The sequence below is a fragment of the Micromonospora musae genome, from assembly GCF_003626545.1.
In the GTDB taxonomy this organism is placed as follows: Bacteria; Actinomycetota; Actinomycetes; order Mycobacteriales; family Micromonosporaceae; genus Micromonospora; species Micromonospora musae.
In genome coordinates, this window is sequence record NZ_RAZS01000003.1 from 594,313 (window position 1) to 612,063 (window position 17,751).

Genomic DNA, 17,751 nt, shown 5'->3' on the forward strand with positions numbered 1-17,751 from the left:
GCGGCCGTGACGGGAGTTCGGCGATGACCACGACGGACATCAGCACCCTCGCCACGGCGCTACGACCCGTGCTCGGCGACGCCCAGGTCATCAGCGATCGGCAGGAGCTGCGCACCTACGAGTGCGACGGGCTCGCCCAGTACCGGGTGGTCCCCGCCCTCGTGGCGCTGCCGCGCACCGCCGCCGAGTGCGCGGCGACGGTCCGCGCCTGCGTCGACGCCGGCGTGCCGTTCGTGGCCCGCGGCTCGGGCACCGGCCTCTCCGGCGGGGCGTTGCCGCACGCCGAGGGGGTGCTCATCGTCACCTCCCAGATGCGCGCGATCCGGGCCGTTCGGGCGGAGGACGAGCGGGCCGTCGTCGAACCCGGCGTCATCAACCTCCACGTCAGCCGGGCCGCGGCGCCGTTCGGCTACTACTACGCACCGGACCCGTCGAGCCAGCAGGTCTGCTCGATCGGCGGCAACGTGGCGGAGAACTCCGGCGGGGCGCACTGCCTGAAGTACGGCTTCACCACCAACCACGTCACCGGCCTGGAGGTGGTCACCCCCGACGGCGACCTGGTCCGGCTCGGCGGCCCGGCTCCCGACGCGCCCGGCTACGACCTGCTCGGCGCCTTCGTCGGCTCGGAGGGAACGCTCGGCATCACCACCGAGGTCACCGTGCGGCTCACCCGCTCGCCGGAGTCGGTGCGTACGTTGCTGGCCGGCTTCGCCGGCACCGACCAGGCCGGCGCGGCGACCTCGGCGATCATCGCGGCCGGCGTGCTGCCGGCGGCCATCGAGATGATGGACGCGCTCGCCATCGAGGCCGCCGAGGCGGCGGTACGCTGCGGCTACCCGGCCGGTGCCGGCGCCGTGCTGATCGTCGAGCTGGACGGCCCGGCCGCCGAGGTCGACGCGCACTTCACCGACGTGGAGCGGCTCTGCCGCGAGCACGGCGCGGGGGAGATCCGGGTCGCGGCCGACGACGCCGAACGGGCTCTCATCTGGAAGGGCCGCAAGTCCGCCTTCGCGGCGGTCGGCCGGATCAGCCCGGACTACATCGTCCAGGACGGGGTCATTCCGCGTACCGCGCTGCCCGAGGTGCTGCGCCGCATCGCGGAGATCTCCGCGCAGCGCGGCGTCCGGGTCGCGAACGTCTTCCACGCGGGCGACGGCAACCTGCACCCGCTGGTCCTCTTCGACGACGCCGTGCCGGGCCAGGCCGAGCAGGCCGAGGAGGTCTCCGGCGCGATCCTCGACATCTGCATCGCGCACGGCGGCTCCATCACCGGCGAGCACGGCGTCGGCATGGACAAGGTCGGCCACATGCCGCGCATGTACAGCGCGGACGACCTCGACACGATGCAGCTGCTGCGCTGCGCCTTCGACCCGCGTGGCCTCGCCAACCCGGGCAAGGTCTTTCCCACCCCCCGGCTCTGCGGCGAGGTGCCCGGCCGGCGCAGGGGCGCCCACCCGCTGCAGGAGGCCGGTCTCGCGGAGGTGTTCTGATGCCCGACGACGTCCTCGCCGACCTCGCGGCGGCGACCGACGGTGACGCGGTGCGTCCCGCCGGGGACGGTGACGCAGTGGCCGGCGTCGCGCCCCGGTACGTCGCGGCCCCCGGCTCCACCGAGGAGGCGGCCGCGCTGCTGCGGGTGGCCGCCGCCCGGAACCTGGCCGTGGTCGTGCGCGGCGCCGGCACCAAACAGGACTGGGGCGGCCCACCGCGCCGCCTGGACCTGCTGCTGCACACCCGCCGGCTCACCGGCGTCGTGGAACACGCGGCCGGGGACCTCATCGTCGTCGTCCGGGCCGGCACCCCGGTGGCGGAACTCCAGGCGAAGCTGGCCCCCGCCGGCCAGCAACTCGCCCTCGACACGCCGCTGCCGCCCGGCGCGGCGGCAACCGTCGGCGGCGTGGTCGCCACGAACACCAGCGGACCCCGCCGGATGCGCTACGGCACGGTCCGCGACCTGCTGATCGGGATCACCGTGGTGCGGCCGGACGGGGTGCTGGCCCGCGCCGGCGGCAAGGTGGTGAAGAACGTGGCCGGCTACGACCTCGGCAAGCTCTTCACCGGGGCGTACGGGACGCTCGGCCTGGTCACCGAGTGCGCCTTCCGGCTGCACCCGCTGCCGACCGCGCGGGCCTTCCTGAGCTGCCGGAGCAGCGACGCCGCCGAAGCCGGCAGCCGCGTCGCCGCCGTCCTCGCGTCGCAGTTGGCGCCGAGCGCCCTGGAGGTGGACGCGGCGCCCGGCGGCGGCACCGAGACGGCCGTTCTGCTCGAAGGCACGGCCCGGGGTGTCCGGGAGCGGGCCACCGCCGCCCGGGCGCTGCTCGGCGGGGCCACCGTCACCGAGCAGCCGCCCCCGTGGTGGTCGTCCTACCCGTGGCGATCCGGAGACGTCGGTCTGAAGCTCACCGCCGCACTCTCCGGCGTTCCACGGCTGCTCGCGGCCGCCGCCGACGCGGCCCGCCGGCACCGGGTGCCGCTGACCGTCCGCGGCTCGGCCGGCACCGGCGTGCTCTACGGCGCGCTGCCCGCCGGCACCGCGCCCGAGGCGGTGGCGGCGATCGTCACCGAGCTGCGGGCCGAAACGGCGGCGGTCGGCGGGCACGTCGTGGTGCTGACCGCGCCGCTCGCCGTGGGGGAGCGGGTCGACCTGTGGGGACCCGTCGAGGGGCTCGACCTGATGCGCCGGGTCAAGGCGCAGTTCGATCCGGAGGCCCGCTTCGCGCCCGGACGCTTCGTGGGAGGGATCTGACGATGAGCGACGTTCCCGCCCAGCGTGGCCTACCGCACGGCGTGCCCCGCGACGTGTTGGGGCCGGTCGCCCCCGCACCGGGCGAGGCGGCCTTCGACGACGACCACCCACCCCGGCGGGACCTGGTCGACGACTGCGTGCACTGCGGCTTCTGCCTGCCCACCTGCCCCACCTACGTGCTGTGGGGGGAGGAGATGGACTCCCCGCGCGGACGCATCCACCTGATGAAGCAGGGACTCGACGGCGAGCCGCTGACCCCGTCCATGGTCGCCCACGTCGACCGCTGTCTCGGCTGCATGGCCTGCGTCACCGCCTGTCCGTCCGGGGTGCGCTACGACCGGCTCATCGAGGACACCCGCCAGCAGGTGGAGCGGCGGCACCGCCGGCCCCGCCGCGAACGGGTGCTGCGCGCCGCCGTCTTCGCGCTCTTCCCCTACCCGCGGCGGCTGCGCCTGCTGCGTGGCCCGCTGCGGGCGTACCAGGCCAGCGGCCTGCGCCGGCTCGTCGGCCGCACCGGCCTGCTGCCGCGCCTGGCCCCGCAGCTCGCCGCCCTGGACTCGCTGGCCCCCCGGATCGGAGCGGCCGGCCGCCTGCCGGAGCGGATCGCCGCGCGGGGACCGCGCCGGGCCACGGTCGGCATGCTCACCGGCTGCGTGCAGCACACCTTCTTCCCGGAGGTGAACGCCGCCACCGCCCGGGTGCTCGCCGCCGAGGGGTGCGACGTGCTGATCCTCCCCGAGCGGCAGGGCTGCTGCGGCGCACTCAGCGTCCACAACGGCCGGCGCGCCGAGGCGCAGCGCTTCGCCCGGGCGCTGGTCGACGCCTTCGACTCCGCCGGAATCGACTACTTCGTGGTCAACGCGGCGGGCTGCGGCTCCGCCTTGAAGGAGTACGGCGAGCTGCTCGCCGACGACCCGGCGTACGCCGAGCGGGCCGCATCGTTCGCCGGTGCGGTGCGTGACCTCTGCGAGCTGCTCGTGGAGCTGGGATCGGTGGCCCCGCGCCACCCGCTGCCGGTGACGGTGGCCTACCACGATGCCTGCCACCTGGCGCACGCGCAGGGCGTGCGGGCGCAGCCGCGCGAACTACTGCGCGCCGTGCCGCGGCTCGCGCTGCGCGAGATCGCCGATCCGGAGATCTGCTGCGGGTCGGCCGGGGTGTGGAACGTGCTCAATCCGGAGCCGGCCGGGCAGCTGGGCGAACGCAAGGCCCACGACGTGCTCGCCACCGGCGCGGAGCTGCTCGTCACCGCGAATCCCGGCTGCCTCATGCAGATCGCCGCCGCGGTGCGGCGGCAGGGCGGTGACCTCGCCGTGGCGCACACCGCCCAGGTCCTGGACGCCTCGATCCGCGCCCGCCCGGTCGATGATCTGTTGCGGTGAACGGGTCCCTCGCTCATCGCGGAAGCGCTGAGCGAGGGACCCTTCTCCAGACTCCGACCGGTCCGCCGATCAGAAGGTGACGAGCGGATCTCCGAGGAAGTCGGCGATGAAGTTGACGAAGAAGAACCCGAAGAAGATCACATTAATGATCAACAATACGTAATGCCAGATCCGGGGACGTGCGGCGCGCGGCAGCCGGCGGTTCAGGTAGATCAGCATGAACGGGAAGATCAGCGCCCCGAGATTCGACATGTTCGCCGACCACTGCACCAGGCTGACCGGCAGCGCCAGGTGCAGGACGACCGCGATGATCACCAGCAGCAGGAGCATGAACGGGTAGTAGAACCGGCGTGGATCGCCCTCGATCAGGCGTCGCAGCCGGGGGCTGGTGGCGTGGGCGGCGTCCGTGGTCACCCGCACCATGCCCTCGAAGATCCCGAGCTGCGTGCTGAACAGGATCAGCACGCCGATCACCAGCATGAAGTAGAACATGCCCCGGCCGTACTCCGGCTCGAGCGCGCTCGCCACGAACGTCGGCACGGTCGCCGTGGTGGGCGCCTCACCGGAGAGCTGCACCGCCTGGGCCATCAGGATGGTGGGCAGCAGCATGCCGAGCATGGCGCCGACGAAGAAGATGCCCCACATGTCGGTGAGCAGCAGCCGGTACCACCGCTTCCAGCGGGCGGCGTTCGCCGGGTCGTCGGGGAAGGTGACGCCGCTGGCGAGCAGCTGCCGCCCGTCACCGCGCAGCCCCGAGATGTAGCCGGTGTGGTAGCCCATGCCGTAGCCCTTGTCCCGGTAGTGGCCCATCACGTACCAGTTCAGACCCGAGGCCAGGGCGGTGAAACCGGCGAGCCCGCCCAGCTGCGTCGCCGTGATGCCCTCCGGCGGAGCCGCGGGGGTGAAGAACCCGCGGATGCCCTCCCACCACAGGCTGCCGGGCACCACGAGTAGCGCGATGAAGAGCAGCGCCACCAGGATGGTCCCCACCATCACCCAGTTGGCCAGCTCCAGGGTGCGGCTGATCCGCCGGGCCGCCGCGGTCATCAGGAAGACCACCACGAGCAGGGCGATCGCCCACAGTCGGGGCTCCTCGGCCCCGGCCGGCGGTATCTCGCCGTGCACCAGCGCGTAGAGACCCTGACCGGCGGACGCGGCCCAACCGCCCGCGATGAACGCGAAGATGACCAGGAACACCCCCACCGGCACCCAGAGCAGGTAGCCGGGCGGGACCCGCCCCCAGCCGACGACCGGCGCCTCACCCGTGGCCATCACGTACCGGGACGATTCGACGTTGTAGAACGTCTGGAGGACGGCGGAGATGAGGATGACCCAGCCGACGCCGACGAAACCGAACTGCCCCACCGCCTGCGGGCCGAGCAGCCATTCGCCGCTGCCGATCGAGATTCCGAGCGCGATCAGGCTCGGGCCCAGCGCGTACTTGAACAACTGGGGAAGACCGAGCTTGCGTACGCCGAAAACCTGCTCCGGCTCGGGAAGATCGGCGATGGCGAGCGGTGGACGACTCTTTCCCAACGGATAGCTGCGGACGTCCGGGGCCTCAGTCACTTCGGTCATGAAGAACCTCCTTTGGGAAGGGCCCCCCTGACCGTCAATCGTCATGCCTCATTAATGCGTTGGCAATAACCTTTCGACCGCGGCAGCGCGGATCAACGGTCGACAGTGCCGGCCGGCGCCATCACCCGCAGCGCGTTCGCGGCCAACCCGATCCGGATCGGCGTACGGCCGAGCAGCTCACCGTCGACCTCGACCGCCGCGGGCCGATCGGTCTCCAGCCACAGCTCCCCGACGGCGAGGAACGGCTCGTCGTGCAGGGTGCGACGGTGCCCGGTCGTGGCGTTGCGCACGGTGTCCCGCAGCAGCCCACTTCGACTCTCGCCGCCCACCGGGTACGCCACCAGCAGCCGATCGTCGGCGTCCGCGTCCGCGGTGATCGGCCGTCCCGCGTGGAACCCGCCGTTGGCCACGTACAGCTGGCGGGTGACGTATGTGCGCTCGCCCCCGGCCGCCCGGATGGTGGCCCGCAGCGGCCGATGCCGGGTGAGCAGGGCCAGGGCGGTGAGCGGATACGCGACCCGACCGGTGAGTCGCTTCAGCCGCGGTGGCGTGGTGAGCATGATGTCGGCGGAGAGTCCGACGCCGACGTGGTTGGTGAACGGGGTGCCGTCGGCGATACCGAGGTCGACGTCGACCACCGTCCCGCCGACGAGCACGTCGACGGCCTGGTCGAGCCGGAGCGGGATGCCCAACGTCCGGGCGAAGTTGTTGGTGGTGCCCAGCGGCAACAACCCGAGCGCGATGTCGCGGTGCGCGAGCAGACGCGCCGCGGCGCTGAGGGTGCCGTCGCCGCCACCGGCGATGAGCAGGTCCGGTTCGAGCTCCGCGACCTCGGCGAGAGTCGACTCGAGCCGGCCGACCTGCTCCACCGGGTGGTTGGCGAGCAGGTGGAAACCGGCCGCCGCGAGCAGGCCGCAGGCCCGTTCGTACTGGTGGCGGCCTCGACGGGAGTGGGCGTTGACGACGAGCGCCGCCCGACGGTCGCGCCGGATGGCCTCGCCCAGCTCGCTCTTGGTCCGCATCAGGCCCCGAGAATATCCGCAGTGGACCGTCGTCGTCGCCGAAAGCACGGGCATCGGCCGGCGGCGGGACGGGGTCGTGGGTCAGCGCGAACGGGCTCCTGAACCGCCCCTATCATGACCCGATGCGCCGCCCGCTCGTCTTCGATCTCTTCCACACGCTGCTCGATGGCGCCGACGACGAGCGCGATCGGATGATCGGCGAGATGGCCGTCGCGATCGAGGTGCCGCCGCTCGCCCTCGTCGCCGCGTACCACGCCAGCTGGCGGGAGCGGTTGGTCGGCTGGGGTGTCGAGGAGACGATCCGGGTCCTCGCCCGACGACTCGGCCACGACCCGACCGATGCGCAGGTGTCGCGGGCGGCGACCCTCCGTCGGTCGTTCGCGCGCCGCACTCTCGACACGGCCACGGACGCCACGCTCACCGTGCTCGACAGGCTGCGCGCCGAGGGTCACCGGCTGGCTCTGCTCAGCAACGCCACCGCCGAGAGCGCGGCGGCCTGGCCGCGGAGCCGGTTGGCGTCGCGCTTCGACGTCGTGGTCTTCTCCTGCGAGGTCGGGCTCGCCAAACCCGATCCCGAAATCTACCGGCGCACCGCCGCCCGGCTCGGCGTAGAGCCCGCGGCGTGCGTCTTCGTCGGCGACGGGGCGGACGGCGAACTGGACGGTGCGGAGGCGGCGGGCATGACGGCGCTGCGGACCACCGAGCACAAGGACACCGACCCGAGTTGGAACGGCCCCGTCATCGGCGGCCTCGGTGACCTGCCCGCCCTGCTGGGCGGGGCGGGCGGGGGCCGGGCCGCCGGAGAACCGGTGGGCAGCGGGGGCCACTGACCGCCGCGAGCCGGCCGGCGCCGCCCGCGTGCTCGGGCGGCGCGCCACAGTTGCCGGTCAGCGCCGTCGCCAACCCCATCGGCGTCGCTCGCCGTCGGCCGCCTCCGGCTGTCGCAACTGCACCATGTCGGCCGCCACCCGCAGCTTCGCGACGATCTCCACCCCGGCCGGGCCGAGAAGGTTCGCCAGCTCCGTACCCAACTGCAGCACCGTCCGGGCTCGATCGAAGTCGCCGATGAGCGCCAGGCACTGCGCGTAGACCGCGTACGTGTTCGCCAGCTCCCACATGCTCAGGGGGCGGCTCGGGTCGGCGAGAGCCTGGCGCAGCTCGGCGGCCCGGGACGCGGCGAGCGCCGCCTCCCGCGCGTCGTCGCCGGTCGGATCGCCGGTGAGGGCGCGGTGCACCAGCGCGTTCGCGTGATTGTGGTAGGCGGTGCCCATCGCCTCGCGGGTCTTCGGTCCCGCTCCGGGCGGTGGGCCGGCCGTGTGCAGTCCCACCTCCAGCGCCCGACCGATCAGGGCGAGGCGGGTCGCGGACTGGCCGGCGGCGAAGGCGCTCTCTCCGAGATCCAGCAGGGCGACGATCATCTCCGCGAGGGCCTCATCCCGGCGCGGGCCGGTCGCACTCGGCTCCTCTCGCCGCACCGCGTCGTGGACCTCGGCGAAGGCGACGACGGCCTCCTGGCCGAGCGTCGTGCTCGCGGTCAGGTCTCCCCGGGCGGCGGCCAGCATGCCGCGTCGCCACAGCGCCCGGGCCAGCTGCTGCTGGTCGCGGCGGTTCACCGGCCCGGAGCTCCGCAGCGCGGCCCGGTAGGCGTCGATCACCTCGCCCCACACCCGATCCGCCTCGGCCCAGGTGTGCTGCTGCTGCGACAGGGTCCGCGCCCGTTCGAACAACGCGGTCAGCTCGTCCGGCTGCATGGCCCGCACCGCCTTCGCCGTGGCACCCGCGGCCCGGCGCCGCGAATGATCAGCGTCGATTCTAGGTCCGCGCGTGCGTCTGGCGGCGACCCGACGCGTCGCCAATTCACCACCAACGGCGGGTCGCGCGCGGCGGGCGCAGCCTCGGCGTTCCCGCCATCACCGCAGGTCACCGCCCGTACGCTGCCGGGGGAGGTGTGCGAAATGGCGCAGACGCAGCGGGTGGCCGTACTCGGACTGGGCGGAATGGGCCGGCTGATGGCCACCCGGATCCTCCACGCCGGCCTGCCCACCACCGTCTGGAACCGTAGCCCGGAGCCGGCCCGGGCCCTCGGCGGGCAGGGGGCGCAGGTCGCCGACACTCCGCCGGAGGCGGTCCGGGACGCGGACATCGTGGTCACGATGGTCACCGACACGGACGCGGTGCTCTCGATCGCCACCGACCGGGGCATGCTCGCGGCGCTGCCGGACGGCGCGATCTGGGCGCAGATGAGCACCATCGGGGTGGCGGGCACCGAACGGATCGCCGCCCTGGTGGCCGAGGAACGTCCCGGGGTCGTCCTGCTGGACGCCCCGGTGTCCGGCAGCCGGGGCCCGGCCGAGCAGGGGAAGCTGGCCGTGTTCGCCTCCGGCCCCGAGGAGGTCCGGGACCGGGTCGCCCCGGTCTTCGACGCGGTGGGGCAGCGTACCGTCTGGCTCGGGCCGGTCGGCGCGGGTTCGCGGATGAAGCTGGTGACCAACCTGCTGCTCGCCTTCGTCAACGAGGGCATCGCCGAGTCGCTCGCGCTCGGCCGGGCGTTCGGGCTGGACCGGGCGGTGTTGATCGACGCGCTCCGCGGTAATCCCGTCGTCGCCCCGTGGGCGAGCGAGAAGCTGGAGCGGATCGGCCGCGACGACTACTCGCCGCAGTACCCGCTCCGGCTGGCGCTCAAGGACGTGCGGCTCGCGTTGGCCGACGTCGACGACGTGGCGCGGCTGACCGTGGCCGAGCGCCTGGCCGCCTGGTGGCAGCAGGTGGTGGAGCAGGGTCTCGGCGACGAGGACCTCACGGTGGTCACCCGCGCGATCGAGCGCTGAACCGGCGCCGCCGACCCGGGTGCCGCCCCGCTTGGTCGAGGTATTCGAACTGATTTCAGGCGGTAGGTCAGATCCGTAGGGTTAAGGTGATTTTGCGCAGGTTCGAAGCGGCCCGTTGTCCCTGGCCCTAACCGCAGCACCCGCGGCGCGGGCCACCGCAGACCGTGAAGTGCGGTGGACGAGCGTCGCAGCACGACCCACGCCGACGGCCACCCCGTCGGCCGGTGCGCCAGACGGTGTCGCCGCGGAGTCGCGTGCCCGGACGGAGAGATGATGTCCCTGCTTGACGATGTCAACGAGCCCGCAGACCTCGACCGGCTCACCGGCGACCAGCTCCGGCTGCTCGCCACCGAGATCCGGGCGTTCCTCGTGGACGCGGTCTGCCGGCGGGGCGGTCACCTCGGACCCAACCTCGGCGTGGTCGAGCTGACCCTGGCCCTGCACCGGGTCTTCCGCTCCCCGCGCGACCGGATCATCTTCGACACCGGACACCAGTCCTACGTCCACAAGCTGGTCACCGGCCGGCGGGACCGCTTCACCGGACTGCGTGGTCGCGGCGGCCTCTCCGGCTACCCCCGGCGCGCCGAATCCCCGCACGACCTGGTGGAGAACTCACACGCCTCGACCGCCCTCTCGTACGCCGAGGGGCTGGCCCGCGCGTACGCCCTCGACCGCACCGAACGGGCCGTGGTGGCCGTCATCGGCGACGGCGCCCTCACCGGCGGACTCGCCTGGGAGGCGCTGAACAACCTCGCCACGTCGCCGGGCCGGGTGGTGGTCGTACTCAACGACAACGGCCGCTCGTACGCCCCGACCGTCGGCGGTCTCGCCGACCACCTCGGCGGACGACACGGCGGCGAGGCCGGACCGGGCCTGTTCGAGTCGCTCGGCCTCAGCTACCTCGGCCCGATCGACGGCCACGACGTGCACCAGGTCGAAGCCGCCCTGCAGAAGGCCCGCGCCGCCGACCAGTCGGTCGTGGTCCACTGCGTCACCCGCAAGGGGTACGGGCACCGACCCAGCGAGACCGACGAAGCCGATCGCCTGCACTCCGTCGGAGTGATCGACCCGCTCACCGGCCGACCGGCGAGCATGCCGGGCCGCACCTGGACCGACGCCCTCTCCGACGAACTCGTCGCCATCGGCGCGAGCGACCCCGACGTGGTCGCCGTCTCCGCGGCGATGCTCGGCCCCACCGGGCTGGCCGCCTTCGGCGAGCGCTACCCCGACCGGACCGTCGACGTCGGAATCGCCGAGCAGCACGCCGTCACCTCGGCGGCCGGGCTCGCCTTCGGCGGCAAGCACCCCGTCGTGGCGATCTACGCCACCTTCCTCAACCGCGCCGTCGACCAGGTCCTGCTCGACGTGGCCCTGCACCGGCTGCCGGTCACCCTGGTGCTCGACCGGGCGGGCATCACCGGCCCGGACGGCCCCAGCCACCACGGCATGTGGGACCTCGCGCTGCTCGGCGCCGTGCCCGGGCTGCGGGTCGCCGCACCCCGGGACGAGACGACGCTGCGCGAGGAGCTGCGGGAGGCCGTCGCCCACCAGGACGGACCCACCCTGCTGCGCTTCCCGAAGGCCCGTGTCGACGACGAGATCCCCGCCCTCTACCGCAGCGGCGGAGTGGACGTGCTGCGCACCGCGACCGCCGCGCCCGTCCTGCTGGTCGCCGTCGGAGCGATGGCCGCGTCCACCCTGCGCGCCGCCGACCTGCTCGCCGAGGCGGGCGTCGAGTGCACGGTGGTGGACCCCCGCTGGGTCCGCCCGGTGAACCCGGCCTTGACTGCCCTCGCCGACGAGCACGCGCTGGTCGTCACCGTCGAGGACGGAATCCGGGACGGCGGCATCGGCAGCAGCGTCGCGCTGGCCCTCGCCGACGCGGGGGTCGGCGCCCCGGTACGGGCCCTCGGCCTGCCGACGTCCTTCATCCCCCACGGCGAGCGCGCCGGTCTGCTCGCCGAGCACGGCCTCGACCCGTCCGGCATCTGCGCCGCCGTCCTGCACCAGATCTCGACCCTGCCCGCCGGCCTCGACCCGCGGGACCGGTCGCAGTCGTCGCTGACCGCACTGCACGGATGACCCGCCACCGCCGGACCCCCGCCCGAGAGAGAGGAGACCAGGGATGAGCCAGCAGGTCGTCGTGCCCGCCGTGCACCGGCTCGCCCAGGCCCGGGCGGAGGAGAACTTCCCGGTCGCGCTGCGGGTGCTGCCGGACCGGTACCGCCGCCACCTGCTGGCCGTCTACGGGTACGCCCGCCACGTCGACGACCTCGGCGACGAGCCGCAGGCGCCGGGGGTGGACCCGACCACCGAACTGGACCGGATCGAGGCCGAGCTGCGCGCCCTGGACACCGGCCGGGCGGTGCACCACCCGGTGGTACGCGCCCTCGCGCCCACCATCACCGGATGCCGGCTGCCCGTCGACGTGTTGATCCGGCTCATCGAGGCGAACCGGGTCGACCAGCGGGTCACCCGGTACGCCACCTTCGCGCAGCTCGTCGAGTACTGCACGCTCTCCGCGAACCCGGTGGGGGAGCTGGTGCTGCACGTGTTCGGGCAGGCCGGGCGGGCGCAACGCGAACTCTCCGACCGGGTCTGCACCGCCCTGCAGATCGTCGAGCACCTTCAGGACGTCGCCGAGGACCACCGGCGCGGCCGCGTGTACCTGCCGGGGGAGGACATGGAGCGCTTCGGTGTGACCGAGGAGGACCTCAGCCGTCCGGCCGCGACCCGGCCGCTCCGCGAGCTGATCGCCTTCGAGGCGGAGCGGGCCCGCGCCTGGCTCGACGCCGGCGCCCCACTCGTGTCCGCGCTGCACGGCTGGGCCCGCCTCGCCGTCGGCGGGTACCTGGCCGGCGGCCGGGCCACCCTCGACGCGCTCGCGGCGGCCGACCACGACCCGCTGCGCGACGCGGTCCGCCCGGACCGGCGGCGGGTGCTGCGCCGCTGGCTGGCCGCCACCGTACGGAGCGCCGGATGACCGCGACGACCAGCGCCGTCGAGGACGCCTACCGTCGCTGCGAGGAGATCACCCGCAGCCAGGCGGCCAACTTCGCGTACGGCATCCGGCTGCTGCCCCCGGTGAAGCGCCGGGCGCTCTCCGCCATCTACGCCGCCGCCCGGCGCATCGACGACCTCGGCGACGGTGACCTGCCCCGGGACGAGAAGCTCTACCAGCTGGCGGAGACCCGCGCCGCGCTGCGCCGGCTCCCCACCGACCGCGGCGGAGACCCGGTGCTCACCGCGCTCGGGCACGCCGCGACCCGCATGCCGATCCCCCTCGCCGCCTTCGACGAGCTGATCGACGGATGCGTGGCGGACGTCGTCGGCCGCCGGTACGACACCTTCGACGGTCTGGTCTGGTACTGCCGCTGCGTGGCCGGCTCGATCGGCCGGCTGTCGCTCGGCGTCTTCGGCGCCGCCCAGCCGGAGCCGGCGGCCCGACTGGCCGACGCGCTCGGCGTCGCCCTGCAGCTGACCAACATCCTGCGCGACCTGGTGGAGGACCGCGCCCACGGGCGGATCTACCTGCCTGCCGAGGACCTGCGCCGGTTCGGCTGCACGCTGGAGCTGGGCGGCACCGGGTTCACCGACCCGCCGGAGCGACTGGCGGAGCTGGTCCGCTTCGAGGCGGCCCGCGCCGCCCGCTGGTACGACGACGGGCTGCGGCTCCTGCCGCTGCTCGACCGGCGCAGCGCCGCCTGCACCGCGGCCATGGCCGGCATCTACCGTCGCCTGCTCGCCCGGATCGCCGCCGACCCGCTCGCGGTCACCCGTACCCGGGTGTCGCTGCCCGGTCGGGAGAAGGCGTGGGTGGCCGCGCGCGCACTCGTCGGGCGCACCGGATGACCGGGCAGCTCGGGACGCCGCCGGAGAGCGGCGGGGTGTGCGTCGTCGGCGGTGGGCTGGCCGGAATCACCGCGGCGATCCGCCTCGCCGACCTCGGCCTGCCGGTGACCCTGCTGGAGAGCCGCGCCGAACTCGGCGGTGCCACCTACTCGTTCCGCCGCGAGGGGCTGACCGTCGATACCGGCCAGCATGTCTTCCTGCGCTGCTACCACGCCTACCGGGATCTGCTGGAACGGCTCGGCACCACCGCCGGCACCCAGCTGCAGCGCCGGTTCGAGGTGCCGGTGCTGCTGCCGGGACACGCGCCGCACGTGCTGTCCCGGCGCAACCTGCCCGCGCCCGCGCACCTGCTGCCCGCCCTGGCCGGCTACCGGCTGCTCAGCCCCGCCGAACGGCTCGCCGCCGTACGGGCCTGCGCCGCGCTGCGCCACGTCGATCCGGACTCGCCGGGCACCGACCGGCACAGCTTCGGTGACTGGCTCGCCGCCCACGGCCAGACACCACGGCTGGTGCGCCGGCTCTGGGACCTGATCACCGTGGCCGCCCTCAACCTGCCCAGCACGCAGGCGTCGCTGGCGCTCGCCGCCCGGGTCTTCCGCACCGGCCTGCTGGAGACCGCCGACGCCGGTGACATCGGCCGCCCCCTGGTTCCCCTGACCGAGCTGCACTCCGTCGCCGCCCGGCGGGTCCTGGACGGGCTCGGCGCCCGGGTACGCCTACGTTCCCGGGTGCGGTGGATCCACCCGGAGCCGGCCGGGTTCCGGCTCGGCGTGGACGGCGGTGAGCTCGCCGCCGACGGCGTCGTGCTCGCCGTGCCGCACCACATCGCCGCCGCGTTGGTCCCACCGGCCGCCGCCCCGGCCGCCGCCGAGTGGAACCGTCTCGGTGCCGCGCCCATCGTCAACGTGCACCTGCGCTACGCGCACCGGGTGACCCGGCTGACCATGGCCGCCGCAGTGGAGTCGCCGGCACAGTGGATCTTCGACCGGTCGAGCCCGGACGCCGGCGACGAGCAGCACCTCGTGGTCTCACTCTCGGCCGCCGACGCCGAGATCGACCGCCCCTCCGCCGAGCTGGTGGCCGCCCAACGCGAGGCGCTCGCCGAACTCCTCCCCGCCGCGCGGCGCACCCCGGTACGCGACGCGTTCGTCACCCGGGAACCGCGAGCCACCTTCCGGCAGACTCCCGGCACCCGCGCGTACCGGCCCGCGGCGGACACCCGCCTGCCCGGACTGGTACTGGCGGGCGCATGGACCGACACCGGATGGCCGGACACGATGGAGGGCGCGGTGCGCAGCGGCGAGACGGCCGCCGACATCCTCGCCCGACAGCTCGCGTCCCGGCCCCGACACCATACGGAGGCCGCACGATGACCGTTGTACGCAGCCGCAGCACCGACCAGATCCAGACGTACGTGGAGCCGGCGATCCGGGCGCTGCTGGACCGTCTGGACCCGGGCAGCCGGCTGGTCGCCGGCTACCAGCTCGGTTACTGGGACGCCGACGGGTCGCCGGCGGCCAGCCAGGGCAAGGGCCTGCGTCCGGCGCTGGCGCTGGTGTCGGCGCGGGCCGCGGGGGCCACCCCGGAGGCGGGTGTGCCGGCGGCCGCGGCGGTCGAGCTCGCGCACAACTTCTCGCTGCTGCACGACGACGTGATGGACGGCGACACCGAACGCCGCCACCGGCCCACCGCCTGGACGGTCTTCGGCGTCGGCCCGGCGATCCTCGCCGGGGACGCGCTCATCGGGCTGGCCTACGAGGCGCTGATCGAGGTGGCCGGAGGTGAGCCCGCCGCGCGGCGGCTCGCCCGGGACGTCCGCGCGCTGATCGCCGGACAGATGGCCGACCTCAGCTTCGAACGGCGCGACGACGTCACCCTCGACGAGTGCCTGACCATGGTCGGCGACAAGACCGCCTCCCTGCTGGCCGGGTCGTGCGCGCTCGGGGCGCTGCTCTGCGGCGGCCCGCCCGGACTGGTCGACGGGCTGTCCCGGTTCGGTTTCCACCTCGGTCTCGCCTTCCAGCTCGTGGACGACGTGCTCGGCATCTGGGGCGACCCGCGCCGCACCGGCAAGCCGGTCGGCTCGGACCTGCGCGCCCGCAAGCGCAGCGTCCCGGTCGTCCGGGCGCTCTCCGGCGGCGACCCCGCCGCGCTGGCCCTCGCCGACCTGTACCGCTCGCCGGCGGCGCTCACCGACGCGGACGTCGCCCGGGCCACGGAGCTGGTCGAGGCGACCGGCGCCCGCGAGTGGACCCAGCAGCGGGCCTGGCAGGAGACCGAGGCGGCCCGCGCCGAACTCGACGCCCTGTCGCTGCCCGAGGACGTACGGGCCGAGCTGACCGAGGTGGCCGACTTCATCACCGGACGGGACCACTGATGACCGAGCTGCTCTCCGCGAAGACCGCCACCGTCGACCCGGCGCCACCCGCCGGCCCCGACCCGCTCGACGGTGCCCGGGAGGCGCTGCGCCGCGCCCGGGAGCACCTGCTCGGACTCCAGGACGACGAGGGCTGGTGGAAGGGCGACCTCGCCACCAACGTCACCATGGACGCCGAGGATCTGATGCTGCGGCAGTTCCTCGGCATCCGTACCGCGGAGCAGACCGACGAGACGGCGCGCTGGATCCGTTCCCAGCAGCTCCCCGACGGCTCCTGGGCGACCTTCCACGGCGGCCCGGGTGACCTCTCCACGACGATCGAGGCGTACGTGGCGCTGCGCCTCGCGGGGGACACGGTGGAGGCGGGGCACATGACGGCGGCCGCCGCGTTCGTCCGGGCCCACGGCGGGCTGGCGGCCAGCCGCGTCTTCACCCGCTTCTGGCTCGCCATGTTCGGTCACTGGCCGTGGTCGCGGCTGCCGGCCGTCCCACCGGAGCTGGTGCTGCTGCCGTCCTGGATGCCGTTCAACGTCTACGACTTCGCCTGCTGGGCGCGGCAGACGATCGTTCCGCTCTCCATCGTCCGGGCCCTGCGCCCGGTGCGCTCGCTCGGCTTCGGCGTGGACGAGCTGCGTACCTCGGCCCCGCCCCCGCGACCGCCCCGACTCGGCACCCGCCCCGGACTGCTGCACCGGCTGGACCGTCTCGCCGGCTCCTACGAGCGGATCGCCCGCGGGCCGGTGCGCCGGCACGCCCTGCGCCGGGCCGCCGAGTGGATCGTGGCGCGGCAGGAGGCCGACGGCTCGTGGGGCGGCATCCAACCGCCCTGGGTCTACTCGCTGATGGCGTTGAACCTGCTCGGCTACCCGCTGGACCACCCGGTGCTGCGCGCCGGACTGGAGGGTCTGGAGCGGTTCACGATCCGCACCCGCACCCCGGACGGGCCGGTGCGCTGGCTGGAGGCCTGCCAGTCGCCGGTGTGGGACACCGCGCTCGCCGTCACGGCGCTGGCCGACGCCGGCCTGCCCGCCGGGCATCCCGCGCTGGAGCGGGCCGGCCGGTGGATGCTGGACGAGGAGATCCGGGTACGCGGCGACTGGGCGGTACGCCGGCCGAACACCCCGCCCGGCGGGTGGGCCTTCGAGTTCCACAACGACGGGTACGCCGACACCGACGACACCGCCGAAGTGATCATGGCGCTGCGGCGTACCGGCGTGCCGGTCGAGCCCGCTGTGCTGCGCGCGACCCGATGGATGCTCGGCATGCAGTGCCGCGACGGCGGCTGGGCCGCCTTCGACGCGGACAACACCCGCAAGCTCCTCGCCGACCTGCCGTTCTGCGACTTCGGTGAGGTCACCGACCCGCCCAGCGCGGACGTGACCGCGCACGTCGTCGAGGCGCTCGTCGCCGAGAACTACGCCGGCACCCTGCCGGTGCGCCGCGGCGTGCACTGGCTGCTGCGCGCCCAGGAGCCGGACGGGTCCTGGTTCGGGCGGTGGGGCGCCAACCACGTGTACGGCACCGGCGCGGTGGTGCCCGCCCTGGTGGCCGCCGGGGTGCCGCGCCGGCACCCGGCGATCCGGCGAGCGGTGGACTGGCTGCTGGCGCACCAGGGCGCCGACGGCGGCTGGGGCGAGGACCTGCGCTCCTACCGGGACCCGTCCTGGGTCGGTCGGGGCGAGTCCACCGCGTCGCAGACCGCCTGGGCGCTGCTGGCGTTGCACGCCGCCGGCCACGGCACCGGCGAGCCGGCGCTGCGCGCGGTGCGCTGGCTGGTGCAGACGCAGCGACCCGACGGGGGCTGGGACGAGCCGCACTTCACCGGCACCGGCTTCCCCGGCGACTTCTACATCAACTACGGGCTGTACCGGCTGGTCTTCCCGATCAGCGCGCTCGGCCGGATCCTGGACACCGGGGCCGGCGACCTCGAGGCCACGGTGACCCGGTGATCCGCCCCAGCGTCCCG

General features: G+C 74.2%; 14 protein-coding genes. 11 read left to right on the forward strand and 3 right to left on the reverse strand.

Translation table 11 applies throughout. The annotated features are described in order from the left end of the window. Window positions 1–23: 23 nt before the first annotated feature. Genes D7147_RS10785 through D7147_RS10795 form a run of 3 tightly spaced genes read left to right on the forward strand, consistent with a single transcriptional unit; the run spans window position 24 to window position 4,128 of the window. Window positions 24–1,490, forward strand: a complete 1,467-nt coding sequence (locus tag D7147_RS10785) for an FAD-linked oxidase C-terminal domain-containing protein (RefSeq protein ID WP_120676271.1) — start codon at window positions 24–26, stop codon at window positions 1,488–1,490. Next, entirely contained in the window at window positions 1,490–2,746 is a 1,257-nt protein-coding gene (locus D7147_RS10790) for an FAD-binding oxidoreductase (RefSeq protein ID WP_120676273.1), read from the forward strand. The genes D7147_RS10785 and D7147_RS10790 overlap by 1 nt, the downstream gene beginning before the upstream one ends. Before the next feature lie 2 nt (window positions 2,747–2,748). Continuing rightward, window positions 2,749–4,128, forward strand: a complete 1,380-nt coding sequence (locus D7147_RS10795) for a (Fe-S)-binding protein (protein WP_120676275.1) — start codon at window positions 2,749–2,751, stop codon at window positions 4,126–4,128. A gap of 69 nt (window positions 4,129–4,197) precedes the next feature. On the opposite strand, the gene D7147_RS10800 is transcribed toward D7147_RS10795, so the two are convergent. Next, on the reverse strand, window positions 4,198–5,706 hold the full coding sequence (locus tag D7147_RS10800) for an Nramp family divalent metal transporter (protein ID WP_120676277.1): 1,509 nt from the start codon (window positions 5,704–5,706) through the stop codon (window positions 4,198–4,200). A 92-nt stretch (window positions 5,707–5,798) separates the two neighbouring features. Then, window positions 5,799–6,728 (reverse strand): diacylglycerol/lipid kinase family protein, encoded by a 930-nt coding sequence (locus tag D7147_RS10805; protein ID WP_120676279.1) that lies wholly within the window; start codon window positions 6,726–6,728, stop codon window positions 5,799–5,801. Window positions 6,729–6,850: 122 nt separating this feature from the next. On the opposite strand from D7147_RS10805, the gene D7147_RS10810 reads away from it, so the two are divergent. Next, on the forward strand, window positions 6,851–7,558 hold the full coding sequence (locus D7147_RS10810; RefSeq protein ID WP_120676281.1) for an HAD family hydrolase: 708 nt from the start codon (window positions 6,851–6,853) through the stop codon (window positions 7,556–7,558). Between the two features lie 57 nt (window positions 7,559–7,615). Here the strand turns inward: D7147_RS10810 and D7147_RS10815 are convergent, their stop codons facing one another. After that, on the reverse strand, window positions 7,616–8,479 hold the full coding sequence (locus tag D7147_RS10815) for a hypothetical protein (RefSeq protein ID WP_120676283.1): 864 nt from the start codon (window positions 8,477–8,479) through the stop codon (window positions 7,616–7,618). Window positions 8,480–8,683: 204 nt separating this feature from the next. Here D7147_RS10815 and D7147_RS10820 point away from each other — a divergent pair, with 204 nt between their 5' ends. The 7 genes from D7147_RS10820 to shc all read left to right on the forward strand — a co-directional run bounded on the left by D7147_RS10820 (window position 8,684) and on the right by shc (window position 17,734). After that, window positions 8,684–9,556 carry an NAD(P)-dependent oxidoreductase gene (locus D7147_RS10820; protein WP_158609341.1) on the forward strand — a complete coding sequence of 291 codons (873 nt, stop codon included), beginning with the start codon at window positions 8,684–8,686 and terminating at the stop codon, window positions 9,554–9,556. Between the two features lie 273 nt (window positions 9,557–9,829). Beyond that, complete coding sequence (locus D7147_RS10825; RefSeq protein ID WP_120676768.1) at window positions 9,830–11,638, forward strand: 1-deoxy-D-xylulose-5-phosphate synthase; 1,809 nt, start codon at window positions 9,830–9,832, stop codon at window positions 11,636–11,638. A 43-nt stretch (window positions 11,639–11,681) separates the two neighbouring features. Beyond that, the gene (gene hpnC / locus D7147_RS10830) at window positions 11,682–12,539 is read left to right on the forward strand and encodes a squalene synthase HpnC (protein WP_120676286.1); all 858 of its coding nucleotides are present in this window, start codon (window positions 11,682–11,684) and stop codon (window positions 12,537–12,539) included. Beyond that, window positions 12,536–13,408: a presqualene diphosphate synthase HpnD gene (gene hpnD / locus D7147_RS10835; protein ID WP_120676288.1), complete on the forward strand. Its 873-nt coding sequence runs from the start codon at window positions 12,536–12,538 to the stop codon at window positions 13,406–13,408. The genes hpnC and hpnD overlap by 4 nt, the downstream gene beginning before the upstream one ends. Then, on the forward strand, window positions 13,405–14,781 hold the full coding sequence (hpnE, locus tag D7147_RS10840) for a hydroxysqualene dehydroxylase HpnE (protein WP_120676770.1): 1,377 nt from the start codon (window positions 13,405–13,407) through the stop codon (window positions 14,779–14,781). Before hpnD ends, hpnE begins: the two co-directional genes overlap by 4 nt. Continuing rightward, on the forward strand, window positions 14,778–15,785 hold the full coding sequence (locus D7147_RS10845) for a polyprenyl synthetase family protein (protein WP_120676290.1): 1,008 nt from the start codon (window positions 14,778–14,780) through the stop codon (window positions 15,783–15,785). Before hpnE ends, D7147_RS10845 begins: the two co-directional genes overlap by 4 nt. After that, on the forward strand, window positions 15,785–17,734 hold the full coding sequence (gene shc, locus D7147_RS10850) for a squalene--hopene cyclase (protein WP_120676292.1): 1,950 nt from the start codon (window positions 15,785–15,787) through the stop codon (window positions 17,732–17,734). The genes D7147_RS10845 and shc overlap by 1 nt, the downstream gene beginning before the upstream one ends. Window positions 17,735–17,751 lie beyond the last annotated feature (17 nt).